Here is a 16,076-nt window from a genome sequence, read left to right as displayed (position 1 = left end):
CCCGGTGCCGTATGCCCCTACATCGGCGGCCTGGAGGCCGAACTACAGGGCAATCACCCGAACGGAGGACCTTCCTCGTTCCGTAATTGCCGGTCAGCGGCGGGTGGAGACCGTCACGGTGAACTTCGGCGTCTGCTCGGCCAGCCGGGTGGGACCGACGATGCGGGAGAGCCCGGGCGTGTAGCGGAGCGCGGAGTTGTAGACGGTCCAGAGCTCGCCGCCCGGGCGCAGCACGCGCGCCGCAGCGGTGAACAGCCGCTCCGCGACCGTGGTGACGACGGCGGCCCCGACGTGGAACGGCGGGTTGAGCACCACCAGGTCGACGCTCCCCTCCCCCAGCGAGGCCCCGGCGTCGTCCCGCACCACCCTGACCCGGTCGCCCAGGCCGTTGGCCTCGGCCGTCGCGCGGGCCGATGCGACGGCGGCGGCGGACTGGTCGGCGGCCAGGACCTCCAGGCCCGGCCGGCTGCGGGCCAGCGCCGCGGCCAGCACGCCGGTGCCGCACCCGAGGTCGAGCGCGGTGCCCGCCGCCGGCATCCGGTCCAGGCAGGCGAGCAGCGCGCGGGTGCCGATGTCGACCTTGGTGCCGGCGAACGCCGCGCCGTGCGCGCAGACCGTGAGGCCGAGGTCCTCGTGCCGCTGCCGCCGCGGGAAGGACGACGCGCCCGGCCGGGGGCCACGGGCCACCAGCACGCGCGACTTCTGCCGCGCGAGGGTCGCGGAGACGTCGTCGAACGAGCCCCGCAGGACGTCGTTCATCGCGTGCGTCATGTGCTTGACCCGGCCGCCGACGAGCAGCGTTACGTCGGGGGCGGCGACGGCGGCCACCGCCTCGGCGATCTCCCGCAGGGCGTCCAGCGCCTTGGGCGCCTGGACCAGCACCACCCGGGCGCCGGTGGCCACCTCCGCCAGCGGCAGGGACCGGTAGCTCCCGGCGAGCCCGGCGCGCTCCGCGTTGGCGGCCAGCGCCAACTCCCCCACCAGCAGGTCCTGGGCCACCCGGACGTCGCTCGCCCCGTGCAGCGCCACCGCGCCCAGGGTCAGGGCCCCGTAGGAGTCGTCGACGACCGCGACCTCACCCGGGCCGGCCAGGGCCAGGGCGGCGGCCGCCTCGTCGAGCAGCAGGCGGTCGGTCGCGTCGACGGCGACCAGGTCGGGCGCCTCGACGTCGGGCTCGCGGCGGAGCAGGTCGAACAGGTCGGAGGGCACCCCACCACTGTCCTGCATCGCCGAGATGCGGCTCGGGCCGGCATCCGGGAGACCGGATGCCGGCCCGAGGGAGATCTCGGCGAGGCCGGCGCTACTCGGAGCTGTCGACGCCCAGGCCGATCGGGCAGGAGACGCCGGTCGAGTGCACCGGGCAGTACCCGTTGGGCACCTTGTAGAGGTACTGCTGGTGGTAGTCCTCGGCGTAGTAGAAGTCGCCGAGCGGGGCGATCTCGGTGGTGATCTCGCCGTAGCCCGCGGCCCGCAGGCGCTCCTGGTAGGCGTCACGGGTGGCGCGGGCGGCCGCCTCCTGCTCGGACGAGGCGTAGTAGATCGCCGAGCGGTACTGGGTGCCGATGTCGTTGCCCTGGCGCATGCCCTGCGTGGGGTCGTGGTCCTCCCAGAACACCTTCAGCAGCTGCTCGTAGGAGATGACCGCGGGGTCGAAGACGACCAGCACGACCTCGGTGTGCCCGGTGCGCGCCGAGCAGACCTCCTCGTAGGTCGGGTTCGGGGTGTAGCCGCCCGCGTAGCCCGCGGCCGTCGAGTAGATGCCCGGGGTCTCCCAGAAGACCTTCTCCACGCCCCAGAAGCAGCCGGCGCCGAAGACCGCGGTCTGCATGCCCTCGGGGAACGGCGGCTGGATGCGGTTGCCGTTGATCGCGTGCACCTCGGGCACGTGCGGCAGCGGGTCGGGACGCCCCGGCAGCGCGCCCTCGGGCGCGACCAGCTCGGTCTTGGCACGGGAGAACAACATGCCTCGAGCGTAGGACGGTCGTGCAACACCGATCCCCCTTGCCCCGGCGGCCCCGGCACCCCTAGCCTGCTTTCATAAGCTGCAACTTATGGAGGTTGGCCATGACGACCATCGACCCGATGCGCACCGCCGGACTGGTGACGCGGGAGGTTCGCAGCGGCACCCGCGACGGCGTGCCGACGCGGATCGCCGTCGCCCGCCGCACGTACCCCGCGGACCGGGCCGACCTCTGGAGCACGTTGACCGACGCCGAGCGCATCCCGCGCTGGTTCCTGCCGGTCAGCGGCGAGCTGCGGGTGGGCGGCCGCTACCAGACCGAGGGGAACGCCGGCGGCGTCGTGGAGCGCTGCGACGAACCGGAGTCCTTCGCCGTGACCTGGGAGTTCGGCGGGCAGGTGTCGTGGCTGGAGGTCCGGCTGACCCCGGCGGAGGCCGGGACGACGCTGGAGCTGGTCCACGAGGCACCCGTGGACCCCGAGTTCTGGCGCCAGTTCGGACCGGGCGCGGTCGGCGTCGGGTGGGACCTGGCGCTCATGGGCCTGGGCCTGCACGTCGAGAGCGGGGAGGCGGTCGACGCCTCCTTCGGCGAGACGTTCGCCGTCTCCGACGAGGGCGTCGCGTTCGTGCGCCAGGCGGCCGGCGGGTGGGCCGACGCCGCGGTGGCCGACGGCGACGAGGCCGGCGCCGCGCACGAGGCCGCGGAGCGGACTGTCGCCTTCTACACGACCGTGCCCGAGGACCCCTCGAACGCCGGGTGAGCGGGATCTTCGAGGCGCTGGGCGACCCGACCCGGCGCCGCATCCTCGTCCTGCTCGCGGGGGGCGAGCAGCCGGCGGGCGGGGTCGTGGCGGCCCTGCGGGAGCACGCCGCCATCTCCCAGCCCGCCGTCTCCCAGCACCTTCGGGTGCTGCGGGACGCCGGGCTCGTGACCGTGCGCCCGGACGGGACGCGACGGCTCTACGCCCTCGACGGGGACGGCCTCGAGGCGGCGCGGGCCTGGCTCGCCGACCTCGTCGACCCCCTCCGCCCGTTCGCCCAGCCGCTGGACGCCCTGGCGACCGAGCTCGTCCGCGGCCGCCGCGAGCGCCGGAGCGCCCCGGCCCGGCGGGAGGGCCGGGGCAGCCGGCCGGCCTGACCCGGGGCCGGTCGAGCGCCGGCCCCGGGTCCACGGCACGATCGCGGCGTGACCGTGCACACGCGTGAATGGCAGCTGGCCGCCCGCCCCGTCGGGGAGCCGGCGCCCGACGACTTCCGCCTGGTCGAGCTGGACCGGCCCGACCCCACCGAGGGCCAGGTCGTCGTCCGCATGCTCGTCATGTCGGTCGACCCCTACATGCGGGGGAGGATGAACGCGGGCAGGTCCTACGCCGCGGCCTGGGAGATCGGCGAGACCATGAAGGGCGGCGCGGTCGGCCGGGTGGTCGAGTCCCGCTCCCCCGACGTCCCCGAGGGCGCGCTCATCCTGGCCGACGCCGCCTGGCGGGACGTCGCCGTGCTCGACGCGCGGCACGTGCGGGTGCTGCCGGAGCTGCCCGGCATCCCGCCGAGCTACCACCTGGGCGTGCTCGGCATGCCGGGCCTCACCGCCTGGGCCGGCCTCTTCCGGCTGGCGGAGTTCCGGGAGGGCGACACGGTCTTCGTCTCCGGCGCCGCCGGCGCCGTGGGCAGCCTCGTCGGCCAGTTCGCCCGGCTCAGCGGCGCCTCGGCGGTCGTCGGCAGCGCCGGGACCCCGGAGAAGGTGCGCTGGCTGACCGAGGAGCTCGGCTTCACCGCCGCGTTCGACTACCACGACGGCCCGGTGGCCCAGCAGCTGCGGACGGCCGCCCCCGGCGGCATCGACGTCTTCTTCGACAACGTCGGCGGTGAGCACCTCGAGGCCGCCATCGGCGCGTTCAACGAGTTCGGCCGCGCCGCGCTGTGCGGGGCCATCTCCGGCTACAACGCCACCGAGCCCGCCCCCGGGCCGCGGAACATGTTCATGCTGGTGACCAAGAAGCTCAGCCTGCGCGGGTTCATCGTCGGCGACCACGCCGACCTGCAGCCGGCCTTCGCCGAGGCGGTCTCCGGCTGGCTGCGCGACGGCCGGCTCGTGGTGCGGGAGACCGTGCGCGAGGGCCTGGACGCCGCCGTCGACACGTTCCTGGACCTCCTGCGCGGCGGGAACACCGGGAAGATGGTCGTCCGCCTCGCCGACGACCCCGCATGACCGGCCGGTCCGGGGTAAGGGGCAGCTCATGTGGCTCTTCCTGACCAGCCGGCTGCGCACCTGGCTGCTGCTCACCGTCGTCGTCCCCCTGGCCACCGGGCTGCTGCGGCGGGTGGGCCTGGCCCTGCAGCGCCGTCGCGGCCCGTCAGCGGTGAGCAACGCCCTGCTCAAGGCCGGCGACCTCGGTGACCGGGCGCGGGCGACGCTGCGCGGCCGCCGCGGACGCCGGGGGTGACCGGCCCCGTCCTGGAGACCCACGCCGCGACGGGCACGCCGCGGGCCGTGGCGCTGTTCTGCCACGGCGGGACGGTGGCCAGCGTGGAGCCGCCGAAGGAGCGGGCGCTGTCCCTGGTTCGGATGCGTGCGATCGAGCAGTTCGTGTCCGCGGCGGGCGCCGACGCCGGCCTGACGACCCACCTCCTCCGCTACCGCGTGGCCGGCTGGAACGGCGCGGCCGCCGACGCCTACGCCGACGTGCGCTGGGCGCTGGACCGGATCCGCGCCGAGAGCCCCGGGCTGCCGGTCGTCCTGGTCGGCCACTCGATGGGCGGCCGCGCGGTCCTGCGCGCGGGAGGCCACGACGGGGTGGGCGCGGTCTGCGCGCTGGCGCCCTGGACCCCGCCGGGGGAGCCGGTCGAGCACCTGCGCGGCCGGTCGGTGACGATCCTGCACGGGCGCGGGGACCGCTGGGTCCCGGCGCGGCTGTCGGAGGAGTTCGCGGCCCGGGCCGCGGCGGCCGGCGCGGAGGTCGCCCGGTTCACCGTCGTCGGGGGCCACAGCATGCTGCGGCACGCGCACCGGTGGCACACCTTCGTCCGCGACGTCGTCCTCGCCGGTGCAGGGCTGGGGCCGGTGCCGGCCGACGTCGCCCGCGCGCTGGCCCGTCCCGCCCCGGAACGGGTCGCCGTCCCGCTGTAGACGGCGGGATCCCTGCGGTTGTCGGCAGCCGGGACGCTGTCGCCGTCGCGACGCCGTCCCTACCGTCACGAGCATGATCGACTGGGACACCGCACCTGCCGACGCCGCCGCCCACTTCGCGCACCGGCTGGCCGTGGAGACCGACGTCAGCGACGTGCACGCCGCCCTGGACTCCGGCCGGCCCGGGTTCGTCCTCCTCGACAGCCGCAGCGAGGACGCCTGGCGGCAGGGGCACGTGCCGGGCGCCGTGCACCTGCCGACCCGGGAGATCGCGGCCCGCGCGCCCGCCGAGCTCGACCGCGCCGTCCCGGTGGTCACCTACTGCTGGGGGCCCGCCTGCAACGGGGCCACCCGGGCAGGGCTCGCGCTGGCGCTGCTGGGGTACCGCGTGCGGGAGATGATCGGCGGGTTCGAGTACTGGGCGCGGGAGGGCCTCCCCATCGCCACCGCCGACGGCGTCCACCGCCCGTCGGTCGACCCGCTCACCGCCCCGGCCGGCGTCAGCTGCGGCTGCTGAGCCCCGGCGCGGGGTCGTCGGACAGGCGGCCCCAGACCAGCTCGTCGTGCTTGAGCCCGTCGCCGTAGCGGAACGAGCGGCGGAGGCGCCCCTCGTAGGTGAAGCCGGCCTTCTCGGCCACCCTGCCGGAGGCGGTGTTCTCGACCGCGTGGCACAGCTCGATGCGGTCCACGCCGAGCGACGCGAACACCCACCGGCAGGCGGCGTCCACCGCCCGCGGGGCGACCCCGCGCCCGCGCGCCGCCTCCGCCGTCCAGTACCCGACCTGGGCGTTGCCCTGCACCAGGTCGATCGAGTGCACGGTCACCGAGCCGAGCAGCTCCCCCGCCGCCGCGCCGACCACGGCCCAGGACGCGCGGTTGTCCTGGGCGCGCAGCCGGGCGACCAGCGCGACGGCGTCGTCCCGGGTCGCGAGCGCCCCGCCCCCGGACCACAGCCGCGACGCCGCGTCCTGCTGCAGGGCGAAGACGGTGTCGACGTCGTCGTCCCGCCACGGGCGCAGCAGCAGCGTTCCGAGGTCCAGCGGCGGTGTCTCCACCCCTCGATCCTGCCGGTCAGCCCTGCGCCGACCCGGGGGCGGTCATCGGCTTGTGGCTCTTGCCGGCGATCGCGTCGGGCAGGACCGCCGACAGCTTGCCCATCAGCTTGCTGGTCACCGAGCCGGCGAACACCGACGCCTCGCCCTTCATCAGCCCTTCGAAGCCCTGCCGGGCGACCTGCGCCGGGTCGTCCTTGCTGTCCGAGGCGCCGAGCTTGGTGTCGGTGGCATCGGCCCGGTCGAAGAACTCGGTGTCGGTGGGGCCGGGCAGCAGCGCGGTCACGGTGACGTTCGTGTCGCTCAGCTCCTCGCGGATGCCCAGCGCGAGGAACTGCACGAAGGCCTTCGACGCGGAGTAGACCGCCTGGAACGGCTCCGGAGCCTGCGAGGCCACCGACGAGGTGAACAGGATCCGGCCCTCGTCGCGGGCCACCATGTCCTGCACCACCCGCTTGGCCAGGTGCACGGTCGAGGCGCAGTTCAGCTGGACGATCCCCAGCTCCGCGTCCAGGTCGGTCTCGCTGAAGCGGCCGGCCACGCCCACCCCCGCGTTGAGGGCCGCCGCGGCCAGCGGGCGGCCGGCGCCGCGCACGGCGGCGACCACCTTCTCCACCTCCGCCCGCTCGGTGAGGTCGGCCCGGATGTCGGAGACGGCCGCACCGCGCTGCTGGAGCTGCAGCTTCGCCGCGTCGAGCTCGTCGTCCTCCGCGACGACGACCAGGTCGAAGCCGTTGTCGGCGAACTGCTTGGCCAGCTCCAGGCCGATGCCGCTGGAGGCACCGGTCACGAGGGCGAGGGGGCGGGGCGCTGCTGCGTCGGTCACGGGACCTCCACGGTCGAGGGGGCGGACGGACCGTTCCTGCCCACTGGGCGCCGGGTCCACCCGCCGGGGCCGAAATGGCCATGAAGGCCCCTCGGGGGAAGGCCAGGCTGACCTTGGCCCCGGGGGGCCACGACTAGGCCCCGGCGTGACACCCCCCGTGGGCAGGACAGGAGCGACCGCCCACCCGCTCCACCCTGCGAGGCCGCCGTGTACCTGTCGAAGACCGAGGCCGCCGTGCTGCCGACGACGCTCGTGGCCGCCCCGCGGCCGGCCGCTCCCCCGGCGGGCAGGCGCCGCATCTGGCCGATGCTCGGGCCGGCCTTCGTCGCCGCGGTGGCCTACGTCGACCCCGGCAACTTCGCCACCAACTTCTCCGGCGGGGCGGCCTTCGGCTACACGCTGCTGTGGGTCATCGTGGCGGCCAACCTCATGGCGATGCTGGTCCAGACGCTGACGGCGAAGCTCGGGCTGGCCACCGGCCGCGACCTCGCCACGCTCTGCCGCGAGCGCCTCCCCCGGCGGGTGACCTACGTGCTGTGGCTCCAGGCCGAGGCGGTCGCGATCGCCACCGACGTCGCCGAGATCGTCGGCGGGGCCGTGGCCCTCTACCTGCTCTTCGGCGTGCCGCTGCCCGTCGGCGGGCTGATCACCGCCGTCGTCGCCTTCGTGCTGCTGGCCGCCCAGTCCCGCGGGCACCGGCCCTTCGAGCGGGTGATCACCGGGCTGCTGCTCGTGATCGGCCTGGGCTTCGGCTACACGCTGGTCGGCGCCGGCGTGGACCTCGGCGGCGTGGCCGGCGGCATGGTGCCCTCCTTCGAGGGCTCGGAGAGCATCCTCCTGGCCACCGGCATCCTGGGCGCCACCGTCATGCCGCACGTGATCTACGTGCACTCGGCGCTGACCCCCGGCCGCTACGGCGACGTCGTCACCGCCGGGCGCACCGAGGGCGGACGGCGCCGGCTGCTGCGCGCCCAGCGGCTGGACGTCGTCCTGGCGATGGGGCTGGCCGGCCTGGTCAACGCCGCGATGCTGGTCATCGCCGCGCAGCTGTTCACCGGCGGCAGCGGCGCCGACACCCTGGAGGGCGTGCACGCCGGCCTGGGCGACCAGCTCGGCACCGGCGCGGCCCTGGCCTTCGCCGTCGCGCTGCTGGCCAGCGGCTTCGCGTCGTCGTCGGTGGGCACGCACGCCGGCCAGGTCGTGATGGCCGGCTTCCTGAAGCGGCACATCCCGGTGCTGGCCCGGCGGCTGGTCACCCTCGTCCCGGCGCTGGCGGTGCTCGTGCTCGGCGGGGACCCGACCACCGCCCTGGTGTGGTCGCAGGTGGTGCTCTCCTTCGGCATCCCCTTCGCGCTGGTGCCGCTGCTGTGGCTGACCAGCCGGCGCGACCTCATGGGCGGCTGGGTGAACCGGCGGGTGACGACGGTGGCCGGCTGCCTCGTCGCGGCGCTGATCATCGGCCTGAATGCCCACCTGATCCTCGGCTTCGTCCTGGGCTAAGGTCGTCGCGCACCACAACTGAACACACATTCACAGCAGGGGAGCGCTTCGGCGCTGAGAGTGCGGGACACCGCAGACCCTCGAACCTGATCCGGGTCATGCCGGCGCAGGGAGTCTGGAGGACAGAGACATGGCCGAACCGGCCGTCCGTTCGTCGTACCCCGAGACCACCGGGCAGGGGCCCGGCACCGTCCGCTGGCGCACCGTCGACATCGTCGTCACCGCCGTCCTGGGCGTCGCCTTCGGCGCCGTCTTCTGGGCGTGGAACCTCGTCGCCGAGGTCGCCTCCACGCCGCTGGACTTCTTCCCGCCCATCAAGGGCCTGCTCAACGGCGTGTTCCTGATGCCCGGCGTCGTCGCCGGCCTGCTGGTGCGCAAGCCGGGGGCGGCGGTCTTCGCCTCCACGCTGGCCGCAGCGGTGAGCCTCCTGCTCGGCTCGCCCTACGGCGGGATCATCGTGGTCTACGGCCTGGTGCAGGGCCTCGGCGGCGAGCTGGGCTTCCTGCTCACCCGCTACCGCAGCTTCGGCTGGACGACGGCGCTGGTCGCGGGCGTCACCGCCGGGCTGTCGACGGCGATCCTCGACATCACGCTGTACTACGCCGAGGTCTCGGCGGGGCTGAACATCGCGTACGCGGCCTTCACCGTGCTCTCCAGCGTGCTGCTGGCCGGTGTCCTCGGGCTGCTGCTGGTCCGCGCCCTGGCCCGCACCGGGGCGCTGGGCTCGTTCGCCGCTGGCCGCGCCCGCGTCTGACCGCGCACCGGGTGCTGAGGAGGAGCTCTCCGGACGGCCGGTCGCTGCCCGCGGGTGCGGGCGGGGACCGGCCGTCCCCCGGCGACGCCCCCGCCCGGGTCGTCGCCCGCGGGTTCGGCGTGCGGCACGCCTCCCGCCGCGCCTGGGCCATCCGCGACGTCGACCTCGTCGTCGAGCCGGGCGAGCGGGTGCTGCTGACGGGTGCCTCCGGGGCGGGCAAGTCCACGCTGCTGGCCGCGCTGGCCGGCATCCTGGACCGGGAGGCCACGGAGTTCGCCGGTGAGCTGACCGTCGACGGCGTCGCCCCGGCCGCCGCGCGCGCCCGGCTGGGGATGCTCGCGCAGGACCCCGACAGCCAGCTGGTCATGACCCTCGCCGGGGACGACGTCGCGTTCGGGCTGGAGAACGCCGGCCTGCCCCGGGCCGACATCTGGCCGAGGGTCGACGAGGTGCTGGCGGCCGTGGGCTTCCCGTACGGCCGCGACCGCCCGACCCAGGCGCTCTCCGGCGGGGAGAAGCAGCGGCTGGTGCTCGCCGGTGCCCTCGCCCGGCGGCCGGCGCTGCTGCTGCTCGACGAGCCGACCGCGCAGCTGGACCCCGCGGGTGCGGCGCTGGTGCGCGCCGCCGTTGGCCGGGCGACCGCCGACCGGCGGGTGACCGTCGTCGCCGTGGACCACGACGCCGCGCCCTGGCTCCCGCTCGTCGACCGCGTGCTCGAGCTACGCCCCGGCGGCCTGGTCGAGCAGCCCCCGGGCTGGCGCCCGCCACGGCGGTCCGAGGGGCTGGTGCTGCCGCCGGGCGGCGGTGGGCCGCTGCTCCTGTCCGCCGCGGCGGCCGGGTTCACCTACCCGGGCGCGGCGGCACCCGCGCTCGCGCCGACCGACGTGGACCTCCTGGCCGGCCGGGCGCTGGCCGTGACCGGTCCCAACGGGCGCGGGAAGTCGACGCTGGCCCTCCTCCTCGCCGGGCTGCGGGCCCCCACCACGGGCCGCGTGGAGGCGACCGACGAGCTCGCCGCCGGGGTGCGCCGGGGCGACCGCGGGCCGGTGCGGTGGCGGGCCGGCGAGCTGGTCACCCGCATCGGCACGGTGTTCCAGCACCCCGAGCAGCAGTTCCTCACCGGTCAGGTGCGCGACGAGCTGGCCCTGGGACCGCTGCGCTCCGGGTCCGGGGCCGCGGCCGCCCGCGCGACCGCCGAGCAGCTGCTCGACCGGCTGGGGCTGGCCGACCTCGCCGACGCCAACCCGTACACGCTGTCGGGCGGCCAGCAGCGGCGGCTGTCCGTGGCGACGGTGCTGGCCACCTCACCGCGCGTCCTGGTCCTCGACGAGCCGACCTTCGGCCAGGACGCGGCCACCTGGCGGGAGGTGGTCACGCTGCTGGCGGAGCAGCGCGCCCGCGGGTGCGCCGTCGTCACCGTCACCCACGACGCCGACCTCGTGGCGGTCCTGGCCGATGCGGAGCTCGCGCTGTGACCGCCACCCTCGGCCCGATCCCGGGCGTCCGGCTGTCGCGGGTCAACCCCGTCGCGCAGCTGACCGCCATGGGCGTGGTGACCCTCGTCCTGCTGACCAGCCTCGACGTCGTGACGCCGGCGGTCGTCGTCGCGGCGGAGCTGTGCCTGTTCCCGGCGGCCGGGCTGACCGACCCCCGCGACCTGTGGCGCCGGACCTGGCCGCTGCTGCTGGGGGCCGGGTCCGTCGGCGTGGTGAACGTGCTGCTCTCCGACGACGCCGGCGCGTTGACCGGTCTGGGGCTGGCGCTGCGGGTGGTCGGGCTCGCCCTGCCCGGGATCCTGCTCGTCGCATCCACCGACCCGGTACGGCTCGCCGACGCGCTCACCATCCACTGGCGGGTCTCCACCCGGTTCGCCTACGGGGCGCTGGCGGCGCTGCGGCTGGCCCCGCTGCTCGTGACCGAGTTCGAGACGGTCCGCCTGGCGCGGCGCACCCGCGGGGTGGAGGCCGGCCGCAACCCGGTGGCCCGGGTGCGCCTGCTCGCGGGGGTGGCATTCACGCTGCTCGTGGGTGCCGTGCGCCGGGGGTCGCGGCTCGCCACGGCCATGGACGCCCGCGGTTTCGACTCCGGCATCCCCCGCAGCAACGCCCGGGGGTCCACGCTGCACCGGCGGGACACCGCGTTCGTGGCCGGCACCGTGGTGGTCTGCGCCGTGGCGGTCACGCTGAGCGTGCTGACCGGGTCCTGGTCGCCGGTCTTCGTCGGCTGACCGCCGCACCGGAGGGTGATCCGCGCAACACCATGTTTGGCGTCGCCCGGAACGGCCCATACGTGACTGTTCGGCCAGCACAGCGACCCGCGGGCCAGGAACCGAGGAGAGCACGCGCGTGACAGGGCAGGCGGCCGGCACGACGTGGCCGTCGGCGTACCCACCCGCCGCCGACGTCGTCCTGTCGTGGCAGCTCAGCGCGGTGGCGGAGCTGCCCGGCGTCCGTGCCGACGTGCGCCGGGAGCTGACCGAGGTGGCGCGTGGGTCGGTGACGCCGGACCTCATCGACCGGCTCGTCCTCGCGCTCGACGAGATGGCCTCCAACGCCCTGCGCCACGGCGGCGGTGACGTGCGGGCGCTGGTCGCCCGCACCGACGCCGCCTACCTGATCGAGGTGACCGACCAGGCCCCGCAGACGCCGCCGTCGCCGGCCGTGGGCCGCGACCCGAGCTTCGGCGGTCTCGGGCTGTACCTGATCGCCGAGCTCGCGGCGCAGCACGGCTGGTACGCCACCGACGGCCACAAGCACGTCTGGGCGCTGCTCGCCCGCTGACCCGCCCGCGCGTCAGTCGTCCTGCGGGTGCAGCCGCAGGGCCACCAGCGCGACGTCGTCCTGCAGGCCCTCCGGCCGCAGCCGGGCCAGCAGGGCGTCGCACAGCTCGGCCAGCGGCAGGCCGGCCAGCTCCCGCAGCGCGGTGGCCAGCCGCTCGGTGCCCTCGTCGAGCGAGAGGTCGCGGCCCTCGACCAGCCCGTCGGTGTAGAGCAGCACCGTCGAGCCGCGCGCGACGGTCGTCTCCGTCTCCGTGCGCCGGGCCGCGGGGTCCACGCCGAGCATCAGCTCGGCCCGCTCCCCGGACAGCTCCTCGACCCGCCCGTCGGGGTGGACCACCATCGGGGGCGGGTGGCCGGCGTTGGACCAGCGCAGCCGGGTGAGGCCCGCGGCCCGCTCCTCGTCGGTCTGCTCGACCCGCACGATCGCCGCGGTCGCCAGCGTGCCCATGCCGAGCCCGTCGACGGCGGCGTCGAGCTCGCCGAGCACCCGCGCCGGCCCGATCCCGTCGCGGTAGGCGACGCCGCGGAGGATGCCGCGCAGCTGGCCCATGGCCGCCGCGGCCTCCGTGTCGTGCCCGACGACGTCGCCGATGACCAGCATGGTGGCGCCCGAGGGCTGCAGGAAGGCGTCGTACCAGTCGCCGCCGACCTGGGCGGCGGCCATCGCGGGGTGGTACCGCACCACGATCTCGGTGTGGTCGGGCTGCGGCGGCGCGGTGAGCATGCTCCGCTGCAGGCCCTCGGCCAGCTGCCGCTGCTCGCGGTAGAGACGGGCGTTGTCCAGAGCGAGCGCCATCCGGCCGGCCACGTCGTGCGCCGTCGAGACGTCCTCGTCGTCCGGCACCGGCCGGTCGGCGGACCGGTAGACGCTCAGCGCGCCCAGGGTCCTGCCCCGGGCGGCCAGCGGCAGGGTGAGCGCCGACCTCGGGGCCAGCTCCCGGAACGCGTCGCGCACCTCGCCCGCCGGCAGCGTGCGCCCCACGGCCTCGGCCACGTCGGGGATGACGAACACCTGGCCGGAGGCCAGCGCCCGGAGCACCGGGGCCCCGGGCTGCAGGGAGGCCAGCCGCAGGGCGGCGTAGCGGGCCACCGCCGCGCGCATGGACGGCGTCGTGTGCCAGCTGGCGACGTCGCGCATCCGGCCGTCCTCGTCGACCAGGCTGATGATCACCCAGTCCCCGAGCTCGGGGACGAGCAGCTCGGCCACCCGCTGCAGCGCCTGCTCCTCGGCCGCCACGCTGCCCAGCGAGACGGACATGGCGCTGGTCGTCTGGGCCACCAGCGACAGGCGGGCCGTGCTGCGCCGCGCCTGCTCCTCGGCGGCCCGGCGCTCGGTGACGTCGAGGAAGGAGACCGACAGCCCGTCCGGCGTCGGCCAGGCACGCACCTCGAACCAGGCGTCCAGCGGAGCCGGGTAGTGGGCCTCGAACATCTGCTGCCGGCCGGTGGACACCGCCGCCCGGTAGCTCCGCTCGAAGTCGCTGCCGACGGCGGCCGGGAAGAGATCCCACACGACGCCGCCCAGCAGGTCCTCGCGCGAGGCGCCGAGGACGCGCTCGGCCTCGGCGTTGACGTAGGAGAACCGCCACTCCCGGTCCAGGGAGAAGAACGCCGCCTTCATCGCCTCGAGCAGGCGGGCGATGCGGACGTCCTCCTGCCGCTGCGGTGTGGTGTCGTAGCCGGCCCCGAGCAGCCGGACGGCGGTCCCGCCGTCGCCGGCCACCGCGCGGCCGCGGCCCCGGATCCAGCGGGTCTCGCCGGACGGCAGGACGATCCGGAACTCGGCGTCGTACTCGCCGACCGTGTCCGCCGCGGCCTGCAGGGCGCCCAGCGTGCGCTCCCGGTCGTCGGGGTGCAGCCGGGCGGCGAAGGCGTCGATGGTCTGGTCGAAGCCGGCGCGGTCGTAGCCGAACAGGGCGAGCAGCCGGTCGTCCCAGAGCAGCCGGCCGCTGGTGAGGTCCCAGTCGAAGCTGCCGATGCCGGCGGCGTCAATCGCCAGCTCGAAGCGCAGCCGGCTGCCCTCGAACTCCGCGGTCAGCGCCATCAGCTGCAGCTCGGTCGCCACGGAGTCGGCCAGCTGGTTGAGCACGGCGACGTCGCGCTCGCTCCAGGTGCGGGCGTCGGGCCCGTAGACGCAGAGCGCGCCGACGGGGCGGCCCTCGGGGACGACCAGGGGGACGCCGAGGTAGGAGCCGATCTCCCCCGTGCGCACCGGCTCGCGGTCCTGCACCTGCGGGTCGGTCGCGGCGTCCTCGACCACGAGGGGGGCACCGCCGGCCACGGCGACGGCGCACAGCGAGTGGGACAGCGGGATCCGGGCGCCGAGACCGCCGGGGGGCAGGCCGCTGCCGACGACCGCGGTCTGGACCTCGCCGAGCAGCGAGATCTGGGCGGTGGGGCAGTCGAGCAGCCGGACCGCCAGGTCGGTCAGCCGCTGCAGGCTGGGGGCCCCGACGGCGCCGGCGGCCAGGTGGCGGACGAGCGCGAGCCGGCCGGGGTCGGAGAGGTCGGCGCCGGAAACGGGGCCGTCCGGGCGCAGGCCCTCGGCGTGCTCGGCGTCGGTCACGGCTCGTCCCCCCTCCCGGTGTCCGCGGCGACCGACGGTGCGGGCAGTGCCGGTGTCAGCGTCGACACAGAGCGTTCCACACCGGCCGGAGAGCTGCGCGAGGCCCGGGAGGGAGGCCGCACGGTGGGAGCGGCCGAGGCGGGCGCCCTCGGCGGGGCCGGACGGGGTGAGGTCCGGCCCGCGCTCGGCGGGCGCCCGCCGCTCGGCGGCGGTAGCGGACGGGGAGGCCGTCCGCCGGCGCGGGCCACGGCCGGCTCCGCGACGTCGTCCTCCTGGACCGGAGCAGCGGACCGGGGGCCGTGTCCGCGGTCCCCGCGACGTCCGCCTCGCACCTCCGGGCGCCGCTGGCGGTCAGAGACCCGCGTCGCGTGGTTCGCGCCGCCGGGTACCGGCAGGGCCCGTCGTCCCCCGGACGGTTCCGGGCCGGCAGCCGCCGTCGTCCGCGGTCCGGGCCTCCCGGGAGGGTCCGCGCGCTGCGCAGTGCAGTCGGCGGTGGGTCGAGGCCGGATCCGTGGAACGACGAGGTCTGCGGGCGTCCGGGGGGACACCGTCGGGGTGGACAGGGTGCGGCCGAGGGGGCTCGGCCTGGAGGGAGGACGTGGTCGGGGATCGGGACGACGGTCAGCGGCCACCCGGGGAAGGGGGCGGCCGGCTCTCCGGCGTGCTCGACGGTGGGCGGGGGGACGACGCCCGCGGCCGGGTGCCGTGGGCGCGCTGCAGCATCAGCCAGGCGCGGGGCGCCGGGCGGGGGTGACGAAGGTGCCCGCTCGTGGGCGGCGCGCTATGAGGCGCCGTCCGCGGGCCAGGTTCGTCGGGGTGGGGGCGGGGAGCCCCTGGCCGAGCACGCGAGCGGGTCCCCGCGTGCCCGGGCGTCACCGGACCCCCGCGGGGAGCGCGGTGCCGGCACCCCCGGGACCGGGCTCGAGGCCCCGGAGCGGCGGACCGGTGGGATCGGCTGCGTGGACCTCGCCCCGTACCGACCCGGTGACGGCCAGTCCCGCGCTGGATGCCGGGCGACGCGTGGCCGGCTCCAGGTCGCGGGCTCCGTGGGGCCCGGGTGGGTGGGGCGTGCGGTCGCCTCAGGTGCGGCCGTACCGGTCCGCGGCCCCGGCGACGACGCCGGTCCCGCGGGAAGGAGCGCCGCGGCGGGGGAAGCCGCCACGGGCTGGACCGAGGGGGTGCTGGGCATCTCGCGCAGCACCACGGGGGGCTCGAGCTCCCGGCGGACCGGGGCGGGGGCGCCCCAGGCCAGGTGCTCGCCGTGCTCGCCGGCGCCCCACAGGGCGACGCGGCGGGTGAGGGCACGCAGGGCCGCGCGGCGGCGGCCGGGGGTGGCGGGGACGTGCCGCGCCGCGGGCCAGGCCAGGTTCTCCTGCTGCTCACCGGCGCCCCAGAGCGCCGCGCGGCGGGCGATGCCGCGCAGACCGCCCAGCGGCTGGCGGACCCGCTCGGGCACGACGACGACGCGCGGCGTCAGCGGGGCGGCGGCCCGGGGTGGAGCCGCCGTAGATC

At 76.3% G+C, this 16,076-nt stretch carries 17 protein-coding genes and 1 riboswitch; of the genes, 12 read left to right on the top strand and 5 right to left on the bottom strand.

Annotated elements, in window-relative coordinates:
- Nucleotides 1-93 precede the first annotated feature (93 nt).
- Nucleotides 94-1,209, bottom strand: coding sequence for a methyltransferase (locus tag E4P43_RS13145; RefSeq protein ID WP_245159117.1), 1,116 nt, complete (start codon nucleotides 1,207-1,209; stop codon nucleotides 94-96).
- A 91-nt stretch (nucleotides 1,210-1,300) separates the two neighbouring features.
- Nucleotides 1,301-1,963, bottom strand: coding sequence for a peptide-methionine (S)-S-oxide reductase MsrA (gene msrA, locus E4P43_RS13140; RefSeq protein WP_135145907.1), 663 nt, complete (start codon nucleotides 1,961-1,963; stop codon nucleotides 1,301-1,303).
- 101 nt (nucleotides 1,964-2,064) lie between these two features.
- Between msrA and E4P43_RS20235 the strand changes: the two genes are divergently transcribed.
- From E4P43_RS20235 to E4P43_RS13115, 6 genes are all read left to right on the top strand, one after another.
- Nucleotides 2,065-2,721 (top strand): SRPBCC family protein, encoded by a 657-nt coding sequence (locus E4P43_RS20235; protein ID WP_209313873.1) that lies wholly within the window; start codon nucleotides 2,065-2,067, stop codon nucleotides 2,719-2,721.
- Nucleotides 2,718-3,098 carry a metalloregulator ArsR/SmtB family transcription factor gene (locus E4P43_RS20230; protein WP_245159116.1) on the top strand — a complete coding sequence of 127 codons (381 nt, stop codon included), beginning with the start codon at nucleotides 2,718-2,720 and terminating at the stop codon, nucleotides 3,096-3,098. Before E4P43_RS20235 ends, E4P43_RS20230 begins: the two co-directional genes overlap by 4 nt.
- A gap of 48 nt (nucleotides 3,099-3,146) precedes the next feature.
- Nucleotides 3,147-4,169, top strand: coding sequence for an NADP-dependent oxidoreductase (locus tag E4P43_RS13130; protein ID WP_209313872.1), 1,023 nt, complete (start codon nucleotides 3,147-3,149; stop codon nucleotides 4,167-4,169).
- A gap of 28 nt (nucleotides 4,170-4,197) precedes the next feature.
- Nucleotides 4,198-4,404 (top strand): hypothetical protein, encoded by a 207-nt coding sequence (locus E4P43_RS13125; RefSeq protein WP_135145906.1) that lies wholly within the window; start codon nucleotides 4,198-4,200, stop codon nucleotides 4,402-4,404.
- Nucleotides 4,401-5,087 (top strand): alpha/beta fold hydrolase, encoded by a 687-nt coding sequence (locus E4P43_RS13120; protein ID WP_135145905.1) that lies wholly within the window; start codon nucleotides 4,401-4,403, stop codon nucleotides 5,085-5,087. Before E4P43_RS13125 ends, E4P43_RS13120 begins: the two co-directional genes overlap by 4 nt.
- Nucleotides 5,088-5,160: 73 nt before the next feature.
- Nucleotides 5,161-5,604 carry a rhodanese-like domain-containing protein gene (locus tag E4P43_RS13115; protein ID WP_135145904.1) on the top strand — a complete coding sequence of 148 codons (444 nt, stop codon included), beginning with the start codon at nucleotides 5,161-5,163 and terminating at the stop codon, nucleotides 5,602-5,604.
- On the opposite strand, the gene E4P43_RS13110 is transcribed toward E4P43_RS13115, so the two are convergent.
- Together E4P43_RS13110 and E4P43_RS13105 are read right to left on the bottom strand one after the other, a co-directional pair.
- On the bottom strand, nucleotides 5,588-6,142 hold the full coding sequence (locus E4P43_RS13110; protein WP_135145903.1) for a GNAT family N-acetyltransferase: 555 nt from the start codon (nucleotides 6,140-6,142) through the stop codon (nucleotides 5,588-5,590). The genes E4P43_RS13115 and E4P43_RS13110 overlap by 17 nt on opposite strands.
- Before the next feature lie 16 nt (nucleotides 6,143-6,158).
- Nucleotides 6,159-6,965, bottom strand: a complete 807-nt coding sequence (locus tag E4P43_RS13105) for an SDR family NAD(P)-dependent oxidoreductase (RefSeq protein ID WP_135145902.1) — start codon at nucleotides 6,963-6,965, stop codon at nucleotides 6,159-6,161.
- Between the two features lie 207 nt (nucleotides 6,966-7,172).
- Between E4P43_RS13105 and E4P43_RS13100 the strand changes: the two genes are divergently transcribed.
- The 5 genes from E4P43_RS13100 (at nucleotide 7,173) to E4P43_RS13080 (ending at nucleotide 11,999) form a co-directional block, all read left to right on the top strand.
- Nucleotides 7,173-8,465, top strand: a complete 1,293-nt coding sequence (locus E4P43_RS13100; RefSeq protein ID WP_135145901.1) for an Nramp family divalent metal transporter — start codon at nucleotides 7,173-7,175, stop codon at nucleotides 8,463-8,465.
- A 27-nt stretch (nucleotides 8,466-8,492) separates the two neighbouring features.
- Nucleotides 8,493-8,596: riboswitch (TPP riboswitch) on the top strand.
- On the top strand, nucleotides 8,596-9,219 hold the full coding sequence (locus E4P43_RS13095; protein ID WP_135145900.1) for an ECF transporter S component: 624 nt from the start codon (nucleotides 8,596-8,598) through the stop codon (nucleotides 9,217-9,219). (Overlaps the previous riboswitch by 1 nt.)
- Before the next feature lie 11 nt (nucleotides 9,220-9,230).
- Complete coding sequence (locus E4P43_RS13090) at nucleotides 9,231-10,694, top strand: ABC transporter ATP-binding protein (RefSeq protein ID WP_245159115.1); 1,464 nt, start codon at nucleotides 9,231-9,233, stop codon at nucleotides 10,692-10,694.
- A complete protein-coding gene (locus E4P43_RS13085) occupies nucleotides 10,691-11,446 on the top strand; it encodes an energy-coupling factor transporter transmembrane component T (RefSeq protein WP_209313871.1) in 756 nt (251 codons plus the stop codon). The genes E4P43_RS13090 and E4P43_RS13085 overlap by 4 nt, the downstream gene beginning before the upstream one ends.
- A gap of 118 nt (nucleotides 11,447-11,564) precedes the next feature.
- Nucleotides 11,565-11,999 carry an ATP-binding protein gene (locus E4P43_RS13080; RefSeq protein ID WP_135145899.1) on the top strand — a complete coding sequence of 145 codons (435 nt, stop codon included), beginning with the start codon at nucleotides 11,565-11,567 and terminating at the stop codon, nucleotides 11,997-11,999.
- A 12-nt stretch (nucleotides 12,000-12,011) separates the two neighbouring features.
- Here the strand turns inward: E4P43_RS13080 and E4P43_RS13075 are convergent, their stop codons facing one another.
- Nucleotides 12,012-14,564, bottom strand: a complete 2,553-nt coding sequence (locus E4P43_RS13075; RefSeq protein ID WP_245159114.1) for a SpoIIE family protein phosphatase — start codon at nucleotides 14,562-14,564, stop codon at nucleotides 12,012-12,014.
- Between the two features lie 1,261 nt (nucleotides 14,565-15,825).
- Here E4P43_RS13075 and E4P43_RS20225 point away from each other — a divergent pair.
- A partial coding sequence (locus tag E4P43_RS20225; protein WP_209313870.1) for a hypothetical protein occupies nucleotides 15,826-16,076 on the top strand: 251 nt, incomplete at its 3' end.

The organism is Blastococcus sp. TF02A-35, assembly GCF_004571075.1.
Classification (GTDB): Bacteria; Actinomycetota; Actinomycetes; order Mycobacteriales; family Geodermatophilaceae; genus Blastococcus.
This window is presented reverse-complemented; position numbering and strand designations above follow the sequence as displayed.

Bases quoted from the DNA above. Each gene is read 5' to 3' on its own strand.
- E4P43_RS13095 (WP_135145900.1), top strand. From the start codon at position 8,596: ATGGCCGAACCGGCCGTCCGTTCGTCGTACCCCGAGACCACCGGGCAG.
- E4P43_RS13115 (WP_135145904.1), top strand. From the start codon at position 5,161: ATGATCGACTGGGACACCGCACCTGCCGACGCCGCCGCCCACTTCGCG.
- E4P43_RS20235 (WP_209313873.1), top strand. From the start codon at position 2,065: ATGACGACCATCGACCCGATGCGCACCGCCGGACTGGTGACGCGGGAG.
- msrA (WP_135145907.1), bottom strand. From the start codon at position 1,963: ATGTTGTTCTCCCGTGCCAAGACCGAGCTGGTCGCGCCCGAGGGCGCG.
- E4P43_RS13125 (WP_135145906.1), top strand. From the start codon at position 4,198: ATGTGGCTCTTCCTGACCAGCCGGCTGCGCACCTGGCTGCTGCTCACC.